We start from the raw sequence: 23,463 nt of genomic DNA, 5'->3' as shown, positions 1-23,463 counted from the left end.
ACAAATGATTTTTAAATTTAATAATGTTCAAAAGCGTAGACGGTGAACTATATTTACAACCGTGCGAAGATCACAGTTTGGCGCTTTAGATCCTCAGGAAAAAATGGGCCAGCGATGAAAGATCCGTTTTGCCAGTCGGCTCACACTTTCCGACCGCGCAATAGCGAACATATGATCTAAATTTTTATAAGAGTTCAATTTATGAGCGAAAAACGCATTACGGAAGAGAACCGCTACGCCGGGCTGGCGTTAGCCGAGGAAGAGCTGGTGGCGCGGGTGGCGTGGTGCTACTACCACGACGGCCTGACGCAAAATGACATCGGCGAGCGTTTGGGGCTGCCGCGGCTGAAGATTTCCCGTCTGCTGGAGAAAGGCCGCCAGTCCGGGGTGATCCGCGTGCAGATCAACTCGCGCTATGAGGGCTGTCTGGCGCTGGAAAGTGAACTCCAGCAGCGCTTTGGCCTCAAGATTGCCCGCGTGCTGCCGGCGCTCAACACCCCGCCGATGAATACCCGGTTGGGGATCGGCGCGGCGCAATCGCTGATGGGCATTCTGCAGCCGGGACAGCTGCTGGCGGTCGGCTTCGGTGAGGCCACCATGAGCTGCCTGCAGCATCTCAGCGGCTTTATCGGCTCGCAGCAGGTGCGGCTGGTGACCCTCTCCGGCGGCGTCGGCCCCTATATGACCGGCATCGGCCAGCTTGATGCCGCCTGCAGCGTCAGCATTATTCCGGCGCCGCTGCGGGTCTCTTCAGCGGAGGTCGCCGAGATCCTGCGCCGTGAGTCGAGCGTGCGCGACGTGATCCTCGCGGCAACGGCGGCGGACGCGGCGGTGGTCGGCATTGGCGCCATCGATCAGCGGCGCGACGCCACGATTTTACGCTCCGGCTATATCAGCGAGGGCGAACAGCTGATGTACGCGCGCAAAGGCGCGGTCGGCGACATTTTAGGTTATTTCCTGCAGGCCGACGGCCGGCCGGTAGAAGGACTGGAGATCCATCGGGAACTGCTCGGCGTAACCCTGGATGAGCTGGCGCAGCTGCCAACCATCGTCGGCGTCGCCGGGGGAGAAGAAAAAGCGCAGGCGATTTATGCCGCTCTGACTGGAAAGCGCATTAATGGCCTGGTAACGGAAGAGACAACAGCACGCGCGGTACTCGCGCTGGCCTCCTGACGGCCAGGCGCCGCGCGACAACAGCGAGGCGCATGTCATGAGTTACCTGTTAGCGTTAGATGCCGGGACCGGCAGCATTCGGGCGGTCATTTTCGATCTTAATGGCCGCCAGCTGGCGGTAGGCCAGGCCGAATGGAAACACCTGAGCGTCGATAACGTCCCCGGCTCGATGGAGTTCGACCTTACCACCAACTGGCAGCTGGCCTGCCAGTGTATTCGCCAGGCGCTCAACGCCGCCGGGCTCTCTGCCGCCGATATTCAATCCGTCGCCTGCTGTTCGATGCGCGAAGGGATCGTTCTCTATGACCGCGACGGCGAGGCCATCTGGGCCTGCGCCAACGTCGATGCCCGCGCCAGCCGCGAAGTGGCGGAGCTTAAGGAGATCCACGACTATCGTTTTGAATCCGAGGTATACGAGGTCTCGGGACAAACCCTGGCGCTTAGCGCCATGCCGCGCCTGCTGTGGCTGGCGCACCACCGCCCCGATATCTACCGCAAAGCGGCAACCATCACCATGATCAGCGACTGGCTGGCGGCGAAGCTATCCGGCGAGCTGGCGGTCGACCCGTCAAACGCCGGCACCACCGGCATGCTCGACCTGTTCAGCCGCGACTGGCGTCCGGCGCTGCTGGATATGGCCGGGCTGCGCGCCGATATGCTGTCGCCGGTCAAAGAGACCGGTACCCTGCTGGGCGCCGTCACCGAAGCGGCGGCGCATGAGAGCGGCCTGCGCGCCGGGACGCCGGTGGTGATGGGCGGCGGCGACGTCCAGCTCGGCTGCCTGGGCCTTGGGGTGGTGCGCGCCGGGCAAACTGCGGTACTCGGCGGCACTTTCTGGCAGCAGGTGGTCAACCTGCCGCAGGTGCGTACCGATCCGCAGATGAATATTCGTGTTAACCCTCATGTCATTCCCGGCATGGCGCAGGCGGAATCGATCAGCTTCTTTACCGGCCTGACCATGCGCTGGTTTCGCGACGCCTTCTGCGCTGAAGAAAAACTGATTGCCGAGCGGCTCGGCGTCGATGCCTATTCGCTGCTGGAGGAGATGGCCAGCCGCGTCCCCGCCGGTTCCCACGGCGTGATGCCTATTTTTTCCGACGCCATGCACTTTAAGCAGTGGTACCACGCCGCGCCGTCGTTTATTAACCTCTCCATCGATCCGGAGAAGTGCAACAAAGCGACCCTGTTCCGCGCGCTGGAGGAGAACGCAGCGATTGTCTCCGCCTGCAACCTCGCGCAGATCTCCCAGTTCTCCGGGGTGACATTCGAGAGCCTGGTGTTTGCCGGCGGCGGCTCTAAAGGCGCGCTGTGGAGCCAGATCCTCAGCGACGTCACCGGCCTGCCGGTGCGGGTTCCGGTGGTTCGCGAAGCCACCGCGCTGGGCTGTGCTATCGCCGCCGGAACCGGCGCCGGACTGTATGGCGATATGGCCAGTACAGGAGAACGGTTAGTGAGCTGGCACCGCGAGTTCACCCCAAATCCGCAGCATCGCGAGCTGTATCAGGAGATGATGAGCAAATGGCAGACGGTGTACGCCGATCAGCTTGGCCTTGTCGATAGCGGGCTGACAACGTCGATGTGGCAGGCACCGGGTCTGGAGCGCCGCCAGCGCGTAGCGTCTTCCCCGTCACCCTAACCACCGGTACCGATCCGCCTTTCTCCCTCTCCCTTTGGGAGAGGGTCGGGGTGAGGGACAACGTGTTCCGTTCTTTGAATCCCATCACAATCACCGCACTCCCCTTTTCCCTTTTTCTTCGCGACGGCTAAATTAGTAACTCATCCGACCACATAACAATAATTTTACATTGGAAGCCACTATGAGCCGCTATCCGTCGCTTTTCGCCCCGCTTGAGCTGGGCTTCACAACGCTCAAAAACCGCGTGTTGATGGGCTCGATGCACACCGGGCTGGAAGAGCTGCCGGACGGCGCGCAGCGGCTGGCGGCCTTTTACGCCGAGCGCGCCCGCCACGGCGTGGCGCTGATCGTCACCGGCGGCATCGCTCCGGCGCCCTCTGGCGTCACCATGGCCGGCGGCGCGGTACTCAACGATGCCAGCCATCTGGCGCACCATCGCCATATTACCGACGCGGTACATCAGGAAGGCGGCAAAATCGCCTTGCAGATCCTGCATACCGGCCGTTACAGCTACCAGCCCGCGCTGGTGGCCCCCTCGGCGCTACAGGCGCCGATTAACCGTTTTACGCCCCATGAACTGAGCCACGATGAGATCCTGACGCTGATCGATGATTTTGCCCACTGCGCCCAACTGGCGCGTGAAGCGGGCTATGACGGCGTCGAAGTGATGGGTTCTGAGGGCTATCTGATTAACGAATTTCTCGCCGCGCGCACCAACCAGCGCGACGACCAATGGGGCGGCGATTATGCCAGGCGCATGCGTTTCGCCATTGAAGTGGTTAAGGCGGTGCGCCAGCGCGCCGGCCACGATTTCATTATCATCTACCGCCTGTCGATGCTCGATCTGGTCAACGACGGCAGCACGCTGGCGGAAGTCACCGAACTGGCTAAAGCGATTGAAGCGGCGGGGGCAACAATTATCAACACCGGGATTGGCTGGCACGAAGCGCGCATTCCGACCATCGCCACGCCGGTACCGCGCGGAGCGTTCAGCTGGGTCACCCGCAAGCTGAAAGACGCGGTGTCGATCCCGTTGATCACCACCAACCGCATCAACGATCCGCAGGTCGCGGAGGATATTCTCTCCCGCGGCGATGCCGATATGGTATCGATGGCCCGCCCGTTCCTCGCCGACGCCGAATTTATGTCTAAAGCGCAGCGCGATCGCGCCGGGGAGATCAATACCTGTATCGGTTGCAACCAGGCGTGTCTCGATCGAATCTTCGTCGGCAAAGTCACCTCCTGTCTGGTCAACCCGCGCGCCTGTCATGAAACCCTGATGCCGGTCCTGCCGGCCAACGCGCCTAAACGGCTGGCGGTGGTCGGCGCCGGGCCGGCCGGTCTGGCCTTCTCCGTTAACGCCGCCGCCCGCGGTCACCATGTCACGTTGTTCGATGCGCTCCCGGAGATCGGCGGCCAGTTTAATATCGCCAAACAGATCCCCGGCAAAGAGGAGTTTCACGAGACGCTGCGTTACTACCGCACCATGCTCGATCTTCATGGTGTCGATCTACGCCTGAACACCCGCGTCACGGCAGACGATCTGCTGACGTTCGATGAGACGATCCTCGCCACCGGTATCGCCCCGCGCCTGCCGGCGATCGACGGGATCGATCATCCCAAGGTGCTGAGCTACCTGGATGTCTTGCGTGATAAAGCGCCGGTTGGCGCGAAGGTGGCGATTATCGGCTGCGGCGGTATCGGCTTCGACACCGCGATGTATTTAAGCCAGTCGGGCGTGGCCACCAGCCAGGATATCGGCGAGTTCTGCCGCGAATGGGGTATCGATACCAGCCTGCAAACGGCGGGAGGGCTTAGTCCTGATGGCCCACAGTTGAGTAAAAGCCCGCGACAGATTGTGATGCTACAGCGCAAAGCCAGCAAACCGGGCGAAGGGCTCGGCAAAACCACCGGCTGGATCCACCGCGCGACGCTGCTGGCGCGCGGCGTGAAAATGATCCCGGCGGTCAGCTATGAAAAGATCGATGATGAAGGGCTACATGTGACTATCGGCGGCGAGCGTCAGCTGTTGGCGGTCGATCAGGTGGTGATCTGCGCCGGTCAGGAGCCGCGCCGCGAGCTGGCGGATCCGCTGCGCGCGGCGGGGAAAACGGTGCATTTGATCGGCGGTTGCGACGTGGCGGCGGAGCTGGATGCGCGCCGGGCGATTGCCCAGGGCACAAAACTGGCGCTGGCGATTTAGCCGTGTCCCGGGGGCGGCGCGATGCGCCTTCCCCGGGCTACCACGATAATCCCGGACGGTAGCCCGGCTAAGGCGACAGTCGGTAGCCGGGGGGAAACAACAAAAGGAATCAGCGCTGCTCACGCACCTTCGTTTCTTTCAAAACTACGAACTTATTGTTCGTCGCAATCGTCGGTAGCCCAGCTAAGGCGACAGCCGCGAGCCGGGGGAAACCGCGACAAGAATCAGCGCTGTTTACGCACCTTGGTTGCTTTCAAAATGACAAACTTATTGTTCGTCGCAATCGTCGTGCAATTACCAAAAGCGCGCTTCAGCTTACGGAAGTAATCGAGGTGGCGGTTGCCGACGACGTACAGCTCGCCGCCATATTTCAGGCTGCGGCGGGCATCGTTAAACATCTGCCAGGCAATATGGTCGGTAATCGCGTGCTGCTGATGGAACGGCGGATTACACAGGATCGCCGTAAAGCGATCCGGCTCAATGCCGGAGAGCGAGTTATTGACCATAAATTCACAGCGTGCGATATCGTCCGGCAGGTTGCGCTCGACGTTCAACCGGCTGGAAGCCACCGCCATGTGCGACTCATCGGTGAACATCACGCTGGCGTTTGGGTTTTGCGCCAGCGCCTGCAGGCCAATCACCCCATTGCCGCAGCCGAGATCGGCGATCTCGCCTTCTAGATCAGACGGTAAATGCTGCAGGAAGAAACGCGCGCCGATATCCAGTCCGCTGCGGGCAAAAACGTTGGCGTGGTTATGGATGGTCCACGGCGTGCCGTCCAGCTTCCAGCTGTAGGTTTGCGGCGCATCGGCAAGCTTGGGGGCGGTGAAAACGCAGTGGATCAGACGCGCTTTTTTCCACGCCAGCGAGGTGGTGGTGGTGCCGAGGATTTTTTCAAACAGCGCCAGCGTCGAGTTGTGCACATCACGGGCTTTCGCCGCGGCGATAATGCGGGTTTCCGGCGTGACCACTTCGCGCAGGGCGCGCAGCTGCTGTTCCAGTAGCGCCAGCTGTTTTGGCACCTTAATCAGCACCAGCGCCGGCGCAGCCGGTAGCGGGCTCAGGCTATCCTGAAAGCGCACGCTCTCTTCATCGATACCGTTCATCCGCAGGTTGTGGCGGGTCGCCAGCTCGGAAATAAAGGAGTCGTTGATGCTGACCGGGTTGCGCGCCGCCAGCGCGCAGGCGAGCGCGCCGAAGCCGTCGTTGAAGATGAGCGTCAGGCCGTCGACGTCATTCACCTGTTGCAGCAGATATTCATCCGCCGCTTCCCATGCCTGTAGCGCTTCTTCTTCAGCGTTAGGTGGGAACCGCTCTAATGTGAATAACTCACCGTTTAACTCTGCCTGGCTCATCGCCTCTCCGCCTCCGGAATACTAAAACCCGCGAGTTTATACGCAAACTTCGCCCAGTTGAATAGAGATCGGTCGATTATCTCCCGCTTTCCTGCGCCATATGCGACAGACGTTTATCATCCAGACTGTAGCGATTCATTATCACTATCAACAGCGCCACCAGCACACCCGGGAAGAGAGTGAACAACAATTTAATCATCTGCAGCGCTGAAGCCGATTGCTGCGCGGCGCCGCCGACGTAGTCCCCCCACGCCAGCAGATAACCCACCAGCGCGCCGCCGATGGCAATCCCTAATTTGATTGCAAACAGGTTGGTTGAGAAGACAATTCCGCTGAGCTTCTTGCCGCTGCGCTTTTCTTCCGCATCAATGATATCTGAGAGCATGCTCCACTGTAGCGGTGTTGCCGCCAGCTGAATGATATTGATGATTATCACCAACGTGAAGATGGCGGCGACGTTGCCCGCCGGGACGAAATACATCGCGATTAACAGCACCGCCTCCAGCGCCATTGACAGCTTGAAGCCCTTCACTTTATCGATGTTCTTAAATATGAACGGCGACAGCATGGCTCCCACCACTCCGGAAGCCAGCGTGGTGGTCAGCAACAAGCTGCCAAGATCCGCGCGCCCCATAATGTTATTGACGTAGTAGAGCGTGGTACCGCCTTTGAACAGCACGGCGATCAGGTTCACCACGTTCAGCGTAAATAAAATGCGCCAGTCTTTGTTCGCCAGCAGGGTTTTCAGGTCATCAAGGATGCTGCTCTGATTATTGGCCGTAATGTCTGTAGAGTAGCGCTCTTTAGTCAGGCCAAAACAGATAAAGAACAGCACGATGCTCAAGGCGCCCATCACCATCATGGTGTAGAAATACCCGTTTTGCAGATTGCCTTTCCCCAGCCAGGCTACCAACGGTAGCGCAGTCAGCGACACAATCAGGCCGCCTAAGGTACTTAGCGCAAACCGCCACGACTGCAGCGATACTCGCTCGCGGGAGTCATTGGAAATATTATTAATCATCGCGCAGTACGGGACGTTAATAGCGGTATACACTAACGATAATAAAGTATAAGAAACATAGGCATAAATTAACTTACCGCTATAACCCAAATCCGGGGTATAAAACGTTAAGCAGCACAATACGCCAAACGGAATGGCAAACCATAAAATATAGGGCCGGAATTGACCATATTTAGTGCGGGTTCTATCAGCCACCGCCCCCATTAATACATCGGTCACCGCATCTAATACTCTGACGGCTAAAAACATGGTTCCCATATGCGCGGGGCTTAAACCAAATACGTCAGTATAAAACCAGGCCATGAACAACATCACTGTTTGCCATACTAAATTACAACCGGTGTCGCCTAAGCCATAGCTGAATTTTTCTTTGATACTAATACGAGCAGTATTCATCGCGCCTCCGCAATAAGAGCACTGGTAGATTTGATATGCATACGTTATTGCTAAGGGCAATCTGGTTATGTATAAATTATCCTGTTAAATATAAGAAGAGTGTACCCGATGAGTGACGAATCTCCCGTTTTCGAAAAGATCCCCGTTGGCGCAGGTGAACTCTTTACGCTGCGAGCAGATAACATAAATGATTTCAATGGGATAAATGTAGTTCCACATTTCCATATGATGGACGAACTGATGTGGTTCAGAGAATCAGGGGGAAGCTATTCCATTGGCGACGAAAAATTTACCATTAAAAACAACACGCTGGTATATGTCCCTGCCCTACTCATTCATGAAATGACGCTACCGCCCGCTGCCAGCCACAAGCGTTATCTTATGCAATTCGAAAAAGAGTGGCTGGAAGGATATGATCTGTCGCTACCTGCGGCCCACTGCGGCGCGGTAGTTTATCTTTCCGGCGAGGAGGCTGAGCGCCTTGAGCTGCTGCTGAGCTGGTGCAGTGAGTTCAGCGACTTCTCCGATTCGCTGTTCCGTTCCCTGATGCAAAGCGTACTACTGCATGCTTTTAATCGCCTTAAAGATTCTGTTCCTGTTACCGAACGAACCCATCATCGCTACCTGAGCGAACTTATCGAACTACTACAAGTCATTAATGCCAATGAAAATTTTGAAATGACAACAGAGGAAGCCGCCCGACGCTGTCAGTGGTCAAAATCCTGGTTTTCCCGCACCTTTAAATCCGCCTTTGGCATCAGCTTTAAGAAATTCATGCTGCTGCGCAAACTCAATATCGCTGTCAATCTGCTGACAAACACCGACCTGAAGATCAGCGATATCTCGCAAAGTGCCGGCTTCACTGACAGCGCCTACTTCTGCCTCAAGTTTAAAGAGATGATGAACGATACTCCGCAATCTTTCCGCCACAAAATCAGAAGCACCGATGCCGTAGGCAGTCGGGCGGAGAAATAAATCGTTTTTTGTGAGCAGCATCACCAGATAAGTGGACGTTTATTATATAAATAGAAACAGTCTATATATCTCCTGAGTCATCCTCCACTTAAAATTATTGCTATATTTTGAGCATTAAGGATAAATACGATGATTCAGAATCCTGTCTTTAGAGGTTTTAATCCTGACCCCTGTATATGCCGCCGCGGCGATGATTATTATGTGGCGGTATCATCATTTGAATGGTTTCCCGGACTACCGGTTTATCATTCAAGGGATCTTAAACATTGGCAATTGCTCACCCATGTGCTTACCGATGATAATAACCCAGACTTAAAAAAACTGCCTTCTGCCAAAGGTATTTGGGCCCCAAGCCTGACCTGGTGCGAAGAAGAAAAGCTGTTTTATGTCATTTATGGCGTTATGAATTCAATGAACTCCCGTTATTTTGACGTTGATAATTATCTTATTACCGCCGAGGAGATCACTGGCCCGTGGAGCGCCCCCGTTTATCTCCATTCTGCTGGATTCGATGCCTCAATTTTGCACGACCACGATGGCAGAAAATGGATCGTCTCACTGGAGTGGGAAACTCGCGAAGGCTATGAAAAACCGGGAGCGATCTGCCTGGTGGAATATTCGCCGCAGACGCACAGCGTCATCGGCTACCCGCAGCGCATCTGGCACGGCGGTACCGACCGCGGCTGCATTGAAGCGCCGCATCTGACGAGACGCGGCGACTATTACTACCTGATGGTCGCCGAAGGCGGCACCGGTTACGGGCATTCTGTCACCATGGCCCGCGCCACCGAGGTCGCTGGCCCCTATCAAGGCGATCCGCTCAATCCAATCGTCACATCCTGGCCAGAGAATTTTAACGAACGCAAAGATACAGGCCATCTCAAGCCCCACTATTTCAATCCGGAAACCTACCTGCAAAAGGCCGGGCACGGTAGCTATGTCGAGACCCCAACGGGTGAAGTCTGGCTAACCCACCTTTGCAGTCGTCCGTTTCGCCAGGAGCTACGCTGCCCGCTGGGTCGCGAAACGGCGATCCAAAGGATGGAATGGAGCGAGGATGGCTGGCTGCGCCTGGCCGCTGGGGGTCATCTCGCACAGCATCAGGTAGAAGGATCCCGTCTGCCGCCGCACCCGTTTCCACCAAAAGCGGACCTTGATGATTTTGATGAGCCAAGGGTGGATAACGCGTTTTATGCGCCGAGGATCCATTTCCAGCGTTTTACCTGCCTGACGCGTAAAGCAGGCTATCTTGCTCTACGCGGTCAGGAGTCGCTGAGCTCGCTCAATAAAGTCAGTCTGCTGGCGAAAAAGCTGACCTCGGTATACGCCAACATCAGTACGAAGATGGATTTTAACCCGGAGATTTATCAGCACAGCGCTGGACTGGTGCTCTATTACGACAACATGAACTATCTGTTTTTACATAAAACCTGGGATGAAACCTCTGGCGCAGCGCAACTGGCTATTATTTACATGGATAACGGTGAGCGTCACGACGATCCACAGAAAATTCGCCTTGCCGAGGGAGAAATCTATCTCGCGATTGCTATTAATGGCCGAGAGGTACAGTGTTCATGGTCTGTCGACGGTGAGCACTATCACCCCATCGGAGCGGTCTACGACACATCGCATTTCTCCGATGAATACAGCCGCTACGGTGAGTTTACCGGGGCGTTTGTCGGCATGGCCTGCGTGGATAGTATGCTGCATCGCAAAGAGGCGCTGTTTGATTTCTTCTGCTACCGGGCGGATGAAGACGCGATAATCGAGTAACGATGCCTTTCTGGCATCCTGTCCGCACAGGGTGCTAGAATCCCCGGCTGTTGTCGCTTAATTACGCAAACGGGCTACATGAGCACATTACCTTATCTCCATGGCTATCCTGAATCGCTGTTGTCGCAGGTCACGGCTTTAATCGAGCAAGACCGCCTCGGCGAGGTGCTGCAAAAGCGTTATCCGCAGGGGCATGACGTTAACAGCGATAAAGCGCTGTATCAGTACACCCAGGATCTGAAGGCCCGCTTTCTGCGCGGGGCGGCGCCGATCAACAAAGTGATGTACGACAGTAAAATCCACGTGCTGAACAATGCGCTCGGCCTGCATACCGCGATTTCCCGCGTTCAGGGCGGTAAGCTGAAAGCCAAAGCGGAAATTCGCGTGGCGACGGTGTTTCGCGACGCGCCGGAGGCCTTTCTGCGGATGATCGTGGTCCATGAACTGGCGCATTTGAAAGAGAAAGATCACAACAAAGCCTTTTATCAACTGTGCTGCCATATGGAGCCACAGTACCATCAACTGGAATTCGATACCCGCCTGTGGCTGACGCACCTTTCGTTAAATCGTTCTGCGTAGTGACGCACTGGTTTTGTCATGATGGCATGATAGAGTGACGACAGGTTCCCTTTAATGGAGTTCGTCAACGTTTATGATACGTTTCGCAGTTGTTGGCACAAACTGGATCACCAAGCAGTTTGTCGATGCCGCCCATGAAACCGGCAAATATAAACTTACCGCCATCTACTCCCGCAGCCTCGAACAGGCGCAAGCCTTCGCCAATGACTATCCGGTCGAGCATCTGTTTACCTCGCTCGATGAGCTGGCACAGAGCCCTGACGTTGACGCGGTCTATATTGCCAGCCCGAACTCGCTGCACTTCCCGCAGACCCGGCTGTTCCTGAGCCACAAAAAGCACGTCATTTGCGAAAAGCCGCTGGCATCGAACCTGCAGGAAGTCGAGGCGGCGATAGCGCTGGCGAAAGAAAATAACGTTGTGCTGTTTGAAGCCTTTAAAACCGCCAGCCTGCCTAACTTTCTGCTACTCAAAGAGACGCTTCCTAAAGCGGGCAAACTGCGCAAAGCCTTCATCAACTACTGTCAGTACTCCTCGCGCTATCAGCGCTACCTTGACGGCGAAAACCCCAACACCTTTAACCCGGCGTTCTCTAACGGTTCGATTATGGATATCGGCTTCTATTGCCTGGCGTCCGCTGTGGCGTTATGGGGCGAACCGCGGGCCGTTCTTGCCACCGCCAGCCTGCTGGACAGCGGCGTAGACGCCCAGGGCACCGTGGTGCTGAGCTATGGCGACTTCGACGTGACGCTGCATCACTCCAAAGTTAGCGATTCCGCGATCCCCAGTGAAATCCAGGGCGAAGACGGCACATTAGTGATCGAAAAAATCTCCGAATGCCAGAAGCTGGCGTTTGTGCCGCGCGGCGGCAAAGCCCAGGACCTGACGCAGCCCCAGCACATTAATACTATGCTGTATGAGGCGGAGACCTTTGCGCGCCTGGTGGAGACACAGGACGTCAATCACCCGGGTCTGACCGTGAGCCGTATTACGGCAAAACTGTCGAGCGAAATTCGTCGCCAGACCGGAGTGATCTTCCCGGCCGATACGCAGCCGCTGGCGTAAAAGAGTGTAAAGGCCGGACCGGCCGCCATTGACGAAAACCGCCCTGTGACATATTTTGTTACGTGCAAAGGGGAGTAACTTCCTTGCCGGTTGATCGTCATTACGATGCGTGCAATACCGCATCCGGTCGCCGGGCAATAACCAAAGCCCATCGCGATGTACTTTGGTTGTTGTAAGTGAGACCTTGCCGGAAGGCGAGGTCTATGCATAAAAGCGCAGCGGCTGCCGTCTTCCGACGTCAGCCGTTTTGTTTTTATGTAAGGAATATCAAATGAATACTGTCGGCACGCCGTTGCTATGGGGTGGATTCGCTGTCGTCGTCGCGATCATGTTGGCAATCGATCTGCTGCTTCAGGGACGACGCGGTTCGCATAGCATGACCATGAAGCAGGCCGCGGGCTGGTCAATCCTCTGGGTCACGCTTTCTCTGCTGTTCAACGCCGCCTTCTGGTGGTATCTGGTACAAACCCAGGGCCGGGCCGTCGCTGACCCGCAGGCCTTAGCCTTCCTCACCGGTTATCTGATTGAGAAAGCGCTGGCGGTCGATAACGTCTTCGTCTGGTTGATGCTGTTCAGCTATTTCGCCGTACCGCCTGCTCTGCAGCGCCGGGTACTGGTGTATGGCGTGCTGGGCGCGATTGTTCTGCGTACCATCATGATCTTCGCCGGCAGCTGGCTGATTTCCCAGTTTGACTGGCTGCTGTACGTCTTCGGCGCCTTCCTGCTTTTTACCGGCGTGAAGATGGCGCTGGCGAAAGAAGATGACTCCGGCATCGGCGATAAACCACTGGTGCGCTGGATCCGCAGCCATCTGCGAATGACGGATAAAATCGAGAGCGAGCGCTTCTTCACCCGTAAAAACGGGGTGCTGTTCGCCACGCCGCTGCTGCTGGTGCTGATCCTGGTGGAACTGAGCGATGTGATTTTCGCCGTCGACAGTATCCCGGCGATCTTCGCGGTCACCACCGATCCGTTTATCGTCCTGACCTCAAACCTGTTCGCGATCCTCGGCCTGCGCGCCATGTACTTCCTGCTGGCGGGGGTCGCCGAGCGCTTCTCGATGCTCAAATACGGTCTGTCGGTGATCCTGGTGTTTATTGGCGTGAAGATGCTGATCGTCGACTTCTACCATATCCCGGTCGCCATCTCGCTGGGCGTAGTAGGAGGCATCCTGGCCGTCACGCTGCTGATTAACGCCTGGGTCAACAAGCAACACGACAAGCAGCGCAAACTGCCTGAGTAATCTGCACAACGCGCCGTCGGCCATCGCCGACGGCAATCTCTGCTCATGTCACAGTTATGTTACTACATAGTTAAAAAACAAGATCCAGATTAAAATCACAGCATTTTACGCTTCCCGCCCGCCATTCTTTCCGTATACTCGACTATGCAAACATCTACTTACATCCTGACATAAACGTAACAAATAATACGTGGCTGGGATGGCTTGCTACATCACTGGAAGGAATGAATTATGACCACACGCACTCCCCCATCGGGGTGGATCTCACGCCTGGCGCAAGGCAGCCTGGTGAAACAAATTTTAATCGGTCTGGTGCTTGGCGTGCTGCTGGCGCTGGTCTCTAAGCCAACGGCCATTGCCGTCGGTCTGCTGGGGACCCTGTTCGTCGGCGCGTTAAAGGCGGTGGCGCCGGTGCTGGTATTGATGCTGGTGATGGCCTCCATCGCTAACCATCAGCACGGACAAAAAACCAGTATTCGCCCCATTCTGTTTCTCTATCTGCTGGGCACCTTCAGCGCGGCGCTGACCGCGGTGTTGTTTAGTTTTGTCTTTCCGTCGACTCTGCATTTAACCACCGCCGCCGACAGCATCACGCCGCCGTCGGGGATTGTCGAAGTGCTGCGCGGCCTGCTGATGAGCATGGTATCTAACCCGATCGACGCCCTGCTGAACGCCAACTATATCGGCATTCTGGTGTGGGCGGTGGGGCTGGGCTTCGCCCTGCGTCACGGTAATGACACCACCAAAAACCTGATCAACGATGTCTCCCATGCGGTGACCTTCATCGTCAAAGTGGTGATCCGTTTTGCACCGCTGGGGATCTTCGGTCTGGTCTCTTCCACCCTGGCGACCACCGGTTTCGAGACCCTGTGGGGCTACGCCCAGCTACTGCTGGTGCTGGTCGGCTGTATGCTGCTGGTAGCGCTGGTGATTAACCCGCTGCTGGTGTTCTGGAAAATCCGCCGTAACCCCTATCCGCTGGTGCTGACCTGCCTGCGCGAAAGCGGCGTCTACGCGTTCTTCACCCGCAGCTCCGCCGCCAATATTCCGGTGAATATGGCGCTGTGTGAAAAGCTGAATCTGGATCGCGATACCTATTCGGTCTCCATTCCACTGGGGGCGACCATCAATATGGCGGGCGCGGCGATCACGATCACCGTGCTGACGCTGGCGGCGGTGCATACGCTGAATATTCCGGTGGATCTGCCGACGGCGCTGCTGCTGAGCGTGGTCGCTTCGCTGTGCGCCTGCGGCGCCTCCGGCGTGGCGGGCGGTTCGCTGCTGCTGATCCCGCTGGCCTGTAATATGTTTGGGATCCCGAACGATGTGGCGATGCAGGTGGTTGCCGTCGGCTTTATTATCGGCGTGCTGCAGGATTCCTGCGAAACGGCGCTCAACTCCTCAACCGACGCCCTGTTTACCGCCGCGGCCTGCATAGCAGAAGATGACCAGCTGGCGAAAAACGCCCTGCGCAGCTAATGCCTTTCCCCTCCGCTATCGGGCGGAGGGGCTCTCTTCCTGGACTGCGTTTTCAACCTTAAACGGATCGATACCGCGCTTTTGCATCCGGCGGAAGCGAATGATATTCAGCCCGTTGACGATCAGAAAACTGCCTTCAATCAGCGTCCCACCAATCGAACCCAACCACAGATTATGCGTGACCCAGCAGGCGGTGGAGCACCACATCACGCAGCGGACGGTCAGCCCTTTGCAACGAAACAGCGCCCAGGTGCTGGCGACGGTGCCAATGATCGGCAGCAGCTCCATGGCATGCTGCAGTTTGCCCAGGCCGAGGATCAGCGTCAGGAGGATAAAGACGGTCATCACCCACAGGCTACGGGTGCGTAAGGAAATGACCGTACGTAGCGCATTGAGCCCGGCGCTCATTCCGGCCGACCCGGCGCCCATCAGGAAAAAATGAACGCCGATAATAGCGCTATAGACCGCCAGCTGTAGCCTGAAACGGCGTTCATCGCGGTTGATAAAGGTGGTAATGCCGATAAGAAAGGCGATGACGCCGACCCCCTGGGCCAGCCAATACGCGGTCATGAAAGCTCCCTGACTGAAAAAAACAAACGGCGCTTCACTGGCTGAAACGCCGCTGTTACGAGCCCGATGGCGTTACGCTATCAGGCCGATACACGTTCTACGCCCCTGGGCGCCAATGTGAATACACCTTTACAGGGTAACACCGCTTTTAAAGATGGCCAGTTCGCGGAAGTCATTCTGTTCATTACAGGTCGGTTTACCGTTAGCGAAAGCCACAATGGCATCCACAAACTCCTCCAGCAGCTGCGGCATCGCTTTGCCATAGATCAGCTGCCCGGCATCAAAGTCGATCCAGTGCTTTTTCTTCGCCGCCAGTTCGCTGTTGGTGGCGATCTTCACCGTCGGCACAAAGCCGCCGTACGGCGTGCCGCGTCCGGTGCTAAACAACACCATATGACAGCCGGCGCCGGCCAGCGCGCTGGTGGCGACCGCGTCGTTGCCCGGCGCGCTCAGCAAATTCAGACCATGAACCTTCAGGCGCTCGCCGTAGCGCAGGACATCCACCACCTGGCTGGAACCCGCTTTCTGAGTACAGCCCAGCGACTTATCTTCCAGGGTGGTGATCCCCCCGGCTTTGTTACCCGGGGAAGGGTTTTCGTAAATAGGCTGGTCGTGTGCGATAAAGTACTGCTTAAAGTCATTGACCATGGTCACCAGCTTGTCGAAGGTCGCTTCGTCACGGCAGTGACTCATCAGCAGCTGTTCAGCACCGAACATCTCCGGCACTTCGGTCAGCACGGTGGTGCCGCCGTTGGCGATCACATAGTCTGAGAAGCGGCCCAGCATCGGGTTAGCGGTAATGCCCGACAGGCCGTCCGATCCCCCGCACTCGAGACCAAACTTCAGCTCGCTCAATTTACCCGGCTGGCGTTTATCCTGACGCATCACTTCATACAGCTGATGCAGATGCGCAACCCCCGCTTCCACTTCATCGTCCTGGTGCTGGCAAACCATAAAGTGCACACGCTGCGGGTCAAACTCGCCCAGCGTTTCGCGAAAGGCATCCACCTGGTTGTTTTCACAGCCAAGGCCAACCACCAGTACCGCCCCGGCGTTCGGGTGACGAACCATATTTTGCAGCATGGTGCGAGTGTTGATGTGGTCATCCCCAAGCTGCGAGCAGCCATAGGTGTGGCTGAAGAGATGCACCCCATCGATATCCTCAGCGCCATACGTCTCTTTCAGGAAACGGTTCTGCATTTGTCTGGCCATCGCGTTGACGCAGCCGACGGTCGGCAGGATCCACAGCTCATTGCGCACGCCGACGTCACCGTTGGCGCGACGATAAATCTGCACTTCGCGATCCGCAGGCTGTGGCGGTTGGGCAACCCGGTCCGGTTGATAGCGATACGCGTCAAGGTCGCTGAGATTGGTGCGCGTATTGTGCGCATGAACATGCTCGCCCGGCGCGATATCCGCCAGCGCATGGCCAATCGGCAACCCGTACTTAACGACGTTTTCCCCTTTCGCGATAGCGCGCAGTGCAAACTTGTGGCCGCGAACGATATCCTGGCCGAGGGTGACCGAATCCTTATCAATCGTCACCACACTACCGGCAGCGATATCCGCCAGCGCGACCGCGACGTTATCCTGCGAATGGATTTTAATGTATTGCATATCAACCGACCTCTGGCCTTAGTTCAGTTCAATGGCGAAATAGTCACGCGCATTGTTAAAGCAAATGTTTTTCACCATCTCGCCCAGCAGCGCGATATCCGCAGGCGCTTCGCCGGCAGCCACCCAGCGGCCGATCATCTGGCACAGAATGCGGCGGAAGTATTCGTGGCGCGTGTAGGAGAGGAAGCTGCGGCTGTCGGTCAGCATCCCGACGAAGCGGCTCAGCAGGCCGAGCTGCGCCAGCTGGGTCATCTGCCGCTCCATGCCGTCTTTCTGATCGTTGAACCACCAGCCGGAGCCGAACTGCATCTTGCCTGGCATGCCTTCACCCTGGAAGTTACCGATCATGGTGCCCAGCACTTCGTTATCGCGCGGGTTCAGGCAGTAGAGAATGGTTTTCGGCAGCAGGTTTTCTTCGTTCTGCTTGCTCAGCAGCTTAGACAGCTCTTCCGCCATCGGGCGATCGTTGATCGAATCGAAGCCCACATCCGGGCCTAACAGTTTGAACTGACGCAGGTTGTTGTTACGCAGCGCACCGATATGGTACTGCTGTACCCAACCGCGACGGGCATATTCTGCGCCGAGGAACACCAGCACCGCGGTTTTGAACTGCGCCACTTCGTGTTCGCTGAGGGGCTCGCCAGCCAGACGGCGCGCCAGAATGGCGTCCAGCTCGGCGTCGGTCGCTTCCGCAAACAGCACCACGTCCAGCGCGTGGTCGGAGACCTTGCAGCCGTGTGCGGCAAAGTGGTCCAGACGTTTGGTCAGAGCGCTTTGCAGGTCCGCAAAACGGCGAATATCGGTATCGGACACCTCACCCAGCCTCGCCATGTAGTCATTAAAGGTCGCCTGTTCAATGTTGAATGCTTTATCCGGGCGCCAGCTCGGCAGCACTTTGATATCAAAGGAGGTATCTTTGGCGACAACCGCATGGTGCTCGAGAGAATCAATCGGATCGTCGGTGGTACCGACCATCTTCACATTCATCCGCTTCATGATCCCGCGGGCGGAGAAGGCGTCCTGAGCCAGTAAATCATTGCACTGGTCCCAGATCTCATCGGCGGTGGATGGAGACAACAGCTTACCTGTAATACCAAAAGGGCGACGCAGCTCTAAATGGGTCCAGTGGTATAACGGGTTGCCAATAGTGTGCGGCACCGTTGCCGCCCAGGCGTCAAATTTCTCGCGATCGGACGCATCACCGGTACACAGACGCTCCGGTACGCCGTTAGTGCGCATTGCGCGCCATTTGTAGTGATCGCCTTTCAGCCAGATGTCATACAGATTTTTGAAGCGATAGTTTTCGGCAACCTGCTGCGGCGGAAGGTGGCAATGGTAGTCGAAAATCGGCTGATCTTTGGCGTAATCGTGGTACAGACGGCGAGCAAATTCGGTATCGAGTAGAAAATCTTCAGTCATAAACGGTGTCATTCGCGTGTCCTCTTCGCTCCGTAGCGGGAGCCTTTCAGATGATTGACTACAATGCTGACAAAGTTATCACACCAATTTCTACAGACCGAGCTGTTTTTCGTGAGTTAGATCAATAAACGTCGATAAAAAAACGACCGCCTCATTGGAAAACACCCCGGCAGGGCGCGCCATCTCTGGCTTTCCCGGTAAGGGCTAAAGACCACACTAACTTTCCCACTTTTGTGACAGCACTCAACTTTTAAAGTTGTATGACAAGTTATCTTTCTGCCGTCGCAACATATAAACCGACGGAATGCATTACCGGTGTTTATGGCATCGGCTTATACGGAATGGACACCGACTTTCAACATAACAACTGATGGTAAGGTTCGGGCCAGAGGGGGATCCCCCCTCCTGAACCCTCCGTTTCGCTTTCCCGACCGCGTATTGCCGTCAGGAAAGGCCGCACCTGATGCGGAAAGATAACAGACGATGAGGTTTACATGCGTAAAATTAAAGGGTTACGTTGGTACATGATTGCGCTGGTGACGCTAGGCACCGTGCTGGGCTACCTGACCCGTAACACCGTGGCGGCGGCCGCGCCGACGCTGATGGAAGAGTTACACATCTCGACTCAACAGTACTCCTATATCATTGCAGCCTATTCCGCTGCCTACACCGTCATGCAGCCTGTCGCGGGTTACGTCCTCGATATTCTCGGGACCAAAATCGGCTATGCCTTCTTTGCTATCGCCTGGGCGATATTCTGCGGCTCAACCGCGCTGGCAGGCAGCTGGGGCGGCCTGGCGCTGGCTCGCGGCGCAGTCGGCGCAGCGGAAGCCGCGATGATCCCTGCCGGGCTGAAAGCCAGTTCTGAATGGTTCCCGGCAAAAGAGCGCTCTATCGCGGTGGGCTACTTCAACGTCGGTTCCTCTATTGGCGCCATGATCGCGCCGCCGTTGGTGGTGTGGGCGATTGTCATGCACAGCTGGCAGATGGCGTTCATCATCTCCGGGGTATTGAGCTTCGCCTGGGCCATCGCCTGGCTTATCTTCTACAAACACCCGCGCGACCAGAAAAAATTATCTGACGAAGAACGCGACTACATCATTGGCGGTCAGGAGTCTCAGCATCAGACCAATAACGCGAAGAAAATGTCGCCGTGGCAGATCCTGCGCAACCGTCAGTTCTGGGGTATCGCCCTGCCGCGCTTCCTCGCCGAGCCGGCCTGGGGGACCTTTAACGCCTGGATCCCGCTGTTCATGTTTAAGGTTTACGGCTTTAACCTGAAAGAGATCGCGATGTTCGCCTGGATGCCGATGCTGTTCGCCGACCTCGGCTGCATCGTGGGCGGTTACCTGCCGCCGCTGTTCCAGCGCTGGTTTGGCGTCAACCTGATCGTGTCGCGTAAAATGGTGGTCACCATGGGCGCCCTGCTGATGATTGGCCCGGGGATGATCGGCCTGTTCACCAGCCCGTACGTGGCGATTGCCCTGCTGTGCATCGGCGGGTTCGCTCACCAGGCGCTGTCCGGGGCGCTGATCACCCTCTCTTCCGACGTCTTTGGCCGTAACGAAGTCGCTACCGCCAACGGTCTGACCGGGATGGCCGCCTGGCTGGCGAGCACCATGTTCGCCCTGGTTGTCGGCGCGCTGGCAGACACCATCGGCTTCAGCCCGCTGTTTGCGGTACTGGCCGTCTTTGACCTGCTGGGCGCGTTGGTTATCTGGACGGTGCTGAAAAACAAACCGGCTGACGATGACTCGACGCCGCTTAGCAGCCGCAAACCCGCCACGCAGAGTTAGATCATGTGCTGATATGACCGCTTATCGAGCCGCCTTCTCAGGCGGCTTTTTCATGCCTGCCAGTGGTGGAAAGCGTGTAAAAGTGGTATAACAAATCGAATATTGTCGCCATCTTGCGGGAGCGAATATGGAAATCATTGAACCACGCCGTCTGTATCAGCAGCTTGCCGCTGAGCTGAAGACGCGCATCGAACAAGGTGTCTACCTTGTAGGGGATAAGCTGCCCGCCGAGCGCTTTATCGCCGATGAAAAAAACGTCAGCCGCACCGTGGTTCGTGAAGCCATTATCATGCTGGAAGTGGAAGGGTATGTCGAAGTCCGCAAAGGGTCGGGTATTCATGTCATCTCCAACCATCCCAAGTACCAGCAGGTGGCCGATGAAAGCCTTGAATTCGCCAACTATGGCCCTTTTGAACTCCTGCAGGCGCGGCAGCTAATTGAAAGCAATATTGCTGAATTCGCGGCGACTCAGGTGACCAAACAGGACATCATGAAGCTGATGGAGATTCAGGAGAAAGCGCGCAACGAGAAGTGTTTCCGCGACTCCGAGTGGGATCTCCAGTTCCACGTCCAGGTGGCGCTGGCCACGCAGAACAGTGCGCTGGCGGCGATCGTGGAAAAAATGTGGACCCAGCGCGTGCATAACCCGTACTGGAAAAAGCTGCATGAGCATATCGACCTGCGCACGGTCGATAACTGGTGCGACGATCACGATCAGATCCTGAAAGCCCTGCTGCGTAAAGATCCCAACGCCGCCAAGCTGGCGATGTGGCAGCATCTGGAAAATACCAAGCAAATGCTGTTTAACGAAACCAGCGATGACTTTGAATTTAATGCCGATCGCTACTTATTTGCCGATAATCCGGTAGTTCATCTCGATACGGCGGCCAACAGCGCGAAATAAGCGCTTATCCTGACGGCGCGCGGCCCCTGCGCGCCTGCCCCCCAGGCCGGCTGGAGTAAGTAAAACATATATAGTGTCAGCCTGTGTAAATCCTCTCGCCTCCCACCGCCGCAATCAGCAAAATCAACGAGCAACACCTTGCAATTTCTCTGACGTAAAGTCAGCTGATTTGTTACAATTAGATGCATTTTGCCGTTCTGGGGGTAAGTGTTTACTTACTTCAGTCTTATACAGGGAAGCGTTCAGAGCGCCTAAGCAGCGACCAAAATCTCATAAAAATCTTGTCGCCCAACATGCCACGCGCTCAGACGTGCCGTTAACCGATGTACCAGGAATCGTGAATGGAACTTTTAACCCAGTTATTGAATGCCTTGTGGGCTCAGGATTACGAAACGCTCGCGAATCCCTCCATGATTGGCATGCTGTATTTTGTCTTGTTTATGATTTTGTTCCTTGAGAACGGGTTACTGCCTGCCGCGTTTTTACCGGGGGATAGTCTGCTTGTGCTCGTGGGCGTGCTGATCGCCAAAGGGGCGATGGGCTTTCCGGAAACCTTGCTGCTGCTTACCGCCGCCGCCAGCCTCGGCTGCTGGCTGAGCTACATTCAGGGGCGCTGGCTGGGCAATACGCGGATCGTGCAAAACTGGCTGTCGCATCTGCCCTCTCACTATCATCAACGCGCGCATCACCTGTTTCATAAGCATGGGCTCTCCGCGCTGCTGATCGGCCGCTTTATCGCCTTCGTGCGTACGCTGTTGCCGACGATTGCCGGCCTTTCAGGCCTCAATAACGCTCGCTTTCAGTTCTTTAACTGGATGAGCGGCCTGCTGTGGGTGCTCATCCTGACCTCGCTGGGCTATCTGCTGGGCAAAACCCCGGTATTCCTCAAGTATGAAGATCAGCTGATGTCCTGCCTGATGCTCCTTCCGGTCGCGCTGCTGGTCTTCGGACTGATCGGCTCGCTGGTGGTGCTGTGGAAGAAAAAATACAGAAGCCGGGGCTAATGATGGTCATTAAACGCCCCTCCCTGCGCCAGCTGAGCTGGCTGCTGGGTGGCTCTCTTGTGCTCTGCGCGCTGTTCTGGCTCTGGCTGGCAGTGCAGCAGCAGGAGGCCACGCTGGCGATCCGTCCGGTTGGCCAGGGCGTCAGCATGCCGGACGGCTTCTCCGTCTGGCATCATCTCGACGCCAACGGTATCCGCTTTAAGAGCATTACGCCGCAAAAAGATGGCCTGCTGATTAAGTTCGACTCCACCGCCCAGGGCGCGGCGGCGAAAGAGGTTCTCGGTCGCGCTCTGCCACATGGTTATATTATTGCCCTGCTGGAGGACGATAACTCGGCCACCGCCTGGTTATCCCGTCTGCGCGACGCGCCTCACCGGCTCGGGTAAACTACCGCCTTACTGCGTTTTTTACGCAGTCTGGTGGTTTCCTGCATTTGTTACTATGCTTAAACCTGCGGGAATCAACGCATTCCCGTTCACCATCGGGAACGGGTATATCCTCCGGGTATACCCTCAGACAATGGAAGGTACTATCCATGAAACACCGCATCGCTCTGCTTCTGGCCCTGACTTCACTTAGCGCCAGCGCCATAGCAGCCTCTCCCTGCCAGGAAAAAGAGCAGGATATTCAACGAGAGATCAGCTATGCCGAAAAGCATCATAATCAAAGTCGCATTGATGGGCTAAATACCGCGCTACGTCAGGTACGGGAAAACTGCAGCGACAGTAAACTCAAAGCCGATCATCAGCAAAAAATTGCCAAACAGCGGGAAGAGATCGCTGAACGTCATCGCGATCTGCAGGAAGCCCGGAAGAAAGGCGATGCGGACAAAATCAACAAACGCCAGCATAAACTCAATGAAGCGCAACAGGAGTTAAAAACGCTGGAGTCTCGGGACTACTAATAACAGTTAACTTTCGCAACACGGACCACGCTACAGGAGAACGACATGGCTAAAGAGAATGTAACTGACGACCTTCGTGCAGAACTGAAAACGCTGGCGGATACCCTGGAGGAAGTTCTGAATTCCTCGGCGGACAAGTCGAAAGAAGAGATTGGTAAACTGCGTAGTAAAGCAGAGAGCGCGCTAAAAGAGAGTCGTGCACGCCTGGGTGAAACCAGCGATGCGATTTTGCGTCAAACGCGCGAGACCGCCGCGCGGGCGGATGATTATGTTCGCGAAAATCCGTGGACAGGAGTCGGGATTGGTGCCGCCGTCGGGCTGGTGCTGGGTGTCCTGTTGTCGCGTCGCTGATT

The 23,463-nt window shown here is 56.4% G+C and carries 20 protein-coding genes; 15 read left to right on the top strand and 5 right to left on the bottom strand.

Translation table 11 applies throughout. The features are described from left to right. Positions 1-201: 201 nt before the first annotated feature. From lsrR to R0140_RS03010, 3 genes are all read left to right on the top strand, one after another. Positions 202-1,173: a transcriptional regulator LsrR gene (gene lsrR, locus R0140_RS03020; RefSeq protein WP_012540508.1), complete on the top strand. Its 972-nt coding sequence runs from the start codon at positions 202-204 to the stop codon at positions 1,171-1,173. Positions 1,174-1,210: 37 nt separating this feature from the next. Then, entirely contained in the window at positions 1,211-2,809 is a 1,599-nt protein-coding gene (gene lsrK / locus R0140_RS03015; protein ID WP_016161858.1) for an autoinducer-2 kinase, read from the top strand. 181 nt (positions 2,810-2,990) lie between these two features. Then, positions 2,991-5,012: an NADPH-dependent 2,4-dienoyl-CoA reductase gene (locus R0140_RS03010; protein WP_032736453.1), complete on the top strand. Its 2,022-nt coding sequence runs from the start codon at positions 2,991-2,993 to the stop codon at positions 5,010-5,012. Between the two features lie 224 nt (positions 5,013-5,236). Here the strand turns inward: R0140_RS03010 and rlmG are convergent, their stop codons facing one another. After that, positions 5,237-6,367: a 23S rRNA (guanine(1835)-N(2))-methyltransferase RlmG gene (gene rlmG / locus R0140_RS03005; RefSeq protein WP_012967193.1), complete on the bottom strand. Its 1,131-nt coding sequence runs from the start codon at positions 6,365-6,367 to the stop codon at positions 5,237-5,239. 76 nt (positions 6,368-6,443) lie between these two features. Beyond that, positions 6,444-7,784, bottom strand: coding sequence for an MFS transporter (locus tag R0140_RS03000; protein WP_008806572.1), 1,341 nt, complete (start codon positions 7,782-7,784; stop codon positions 6,444-6,446). Between the two features lie 108 nt (positions 7,785-7,892). On the opposite strand from R0140_RS03000, the gene R0140_RS02995 reads away from it, so the two are divergent. From R0140_RS02995 to sstT, 6 genes are all read left to right on the top strand, one after another. Continuing rightward, positions 7,893-8,759 carry a helix-turn-helix domain-containing protein gene (locus R0140_RS02995; RefSeq protein WP_012540503.1) on the top strand — a complete coding sequence of 289 codons (867 nt, stop codon included), beginning with the start codon at positions 7,893-7,895 and terminating at the stop codon, positions 8,757-8,759. Between the two features lie 129 nt (positions 8,760-8,888). Next, positions 8,889-10,532: a glycoside hydrolase family 43 protein gene (locus R0140_RS02990; RefSeq protein ID WP_012967192.1), complete on the top strand. Its 1,644-nt coding sequence runs from the start codon at positions 8,889-8,891 to the stop codon at positions 10,530-10,532. A gap of 78 nt (positions 10,533-10,610) precedes the next feature. Beyond that, on the top strand, positions 10,611-11,111 hold the full coding sequence (locus R0140_RS02985) for a M48 metallopeptidase family protein (RefSeq protein ID WP_012540501.1): 501 nt from the start codon (positions 10,611-10,613) through the stop codon (positions 11,109-11,111). A 73-nt stretch (positions 11,112-11,184) separates the two neighbouring features. Then, entirely contained in the window at positions 11,185-12,174 is a 990-nt protein-coding gene (locus R0140_RS02980) for a Gfo/Idh/MocA family protein (protein ID WP_012967191.1), read from the top strand. Positions 12,175-12,445: 271 nt separating this feature from the next. Further along, on the top strand, positions 12,446-13,417 hold the full coding sequence (locus R0140_RS02975; protein WP_008806577.1) for a TerC family protein: 972 nt from the start codon (positions 12,446-12,448) through the stop codon (positions 13,415-13,417). Positions 13,418-13,648: 231 nt separating this feature from the next. Next, complete coding sequence (sstT, locus tag R0140_RS02970) at positions 13,649-14,896, top strand: serine/threonine transporter SstT (protein ID WP_008806578.1); 1,248 nt, start codon at positions 13,649-13,651, stop codon at positions 14,894-14,896. Positions 14,897-14,911: 15 nt separating this feature from the next. Here the strand turns inward: sstT and R0140_RS02965 are convergent, their stop codons facing one another. The 3 genes from R0140_RS02965 to uxaC all read right to left on the bottom strand — a co-directional run bounded on the left by R0140_RS02965 (position 14,912) and on the right by uxaC (position 18,514). Continuing rightward, the gene (locus tag R0140_RS02965) at positions 14,912-15,466 is read right to left on the bottom strand and encodes a YgjV family protein (RefSeq protein ID WP_008806579.1); all 555 of its coding nucleotides are present in this window, start codon (positions 15,464-15,466) and stop codon (positions 14,912-14,914) included. A gap of 129 nt (positions 15,467-15,595) precedes the next feature. Further along, positions 15,596-17,083, bottom strand: a complete 1,488-nt coding sequence (locus R0140_RS02960) for a UxaA family hydrolase (RefSeq protein ID WP_317703937.1) — start codon at positions 17,081-17,083, stop codon at positions 15,596-15,598. 18 nt (positions 17,084-17,101) lie between these two features. After that, entirely contained in the window at positions 17,102-18,514 is a 1,413-nt protein-coding gene (gene uxaC, locus R0140_RS02955; protein WP_032736454.1) for a glucuronate isomerase, read from the bottom strand. Positions 18,515-18,996: 482 nt separating this feature from the next. Here uxaC and R0140_RS02950 point away from each other — a divergent pair, with 482 nt between their 5' ends. The 6 genes from R0140_RS02950 to R0140_RS02925 all read left to right on the top strand — a co-directional run bounded on the left by R0140_RS02950 (position 18,997) and on the right by R0140_RS02925 (position 23,461). Then, positions 18,997-20,298: an MFS transporter gene (locus tag R0140_RS02950; RefSeq protein ID WP_008806582.1), complete on the top strand. Its 1,302-nt coding sequence runs from the start codon at positions 18,997-18,999 to the stop codon at positions 20,296-20,298. A gap of 127 nt (positions 20,299-20,425) precedes the next feature. Next, entirely contained in the window at positions 20,426-21,202 is a 777-nt protein-coding gene (gene exuR, locus R0140_RS02945; protein ID WP_012967188.1) for a transcriptional regulator ExuR, read from the top strand. A 341-nt stretch (positions 21,203-21,543) separates the two neighbouring features. Beyond that, positions 21,544-22,206: a DedA family general envelope maintenance protein YqjA gene (gene yqjA / locus R0140_RS02940; protein WP_004206121.1), complete on the top strand. Its 663-nt coding sequence runs from the start codon at positions 21,544-21,546 to the stop codon at positions 22,204-22,206. 8 nt (positions 22,207-22,214) lie between these two features. Then, the gene (gene mzrA, locus R0140_RS02935; protein ID WP_162493301.1) at positions 22,215-22,592 is read left to right on the top strand and encodes an EnvZ/OmpR regulon moderator MzrA; all 378 of its coding nucleotides are present in this window, start codon (positions 22,215-22,217) and stop codon (positions 22,590-22,592) included. Between the two features lie 149 nt (positions 22,593-22,741). Further along, positions 22,742-23,110, top strand: coding sequence for a DUF1090 domain-containing protein (locus R0140_RS02930; RefSeq protein WP_032741017.1), 369 nt, complete (start codon positions 22,742-22,744; stop codon positions 23,108-23,110). Positions 23,111-23,155: 45 nt separating this feature from the next. Beyond that, on the top strand, positions 23,156-23,461 hold the full coding sequence (locus R0140_RS02925) for an ElaB/YgaM/YqjD family protein (protein ID WP_008806586.1): 306 nt from the start codon (positions 23,156-23,158) through the stop codon (positions 23,459-23,461). Positions 23,462-23,463: the final 2 nt, after the last annotated feature.

It is taken from the genome of Klebsiella sp. w6 (assembly GCF_033100215.1).
GTDB lineage: Bacteria > Pseudomonadota > Gammaproteobacteria > Enterobacterales > Enterobacteriaceae > Klebsiella > Klebsiella variicola.
This window is presented reverse-complemented; position numbering and strand designations above follow the sequence as displayed.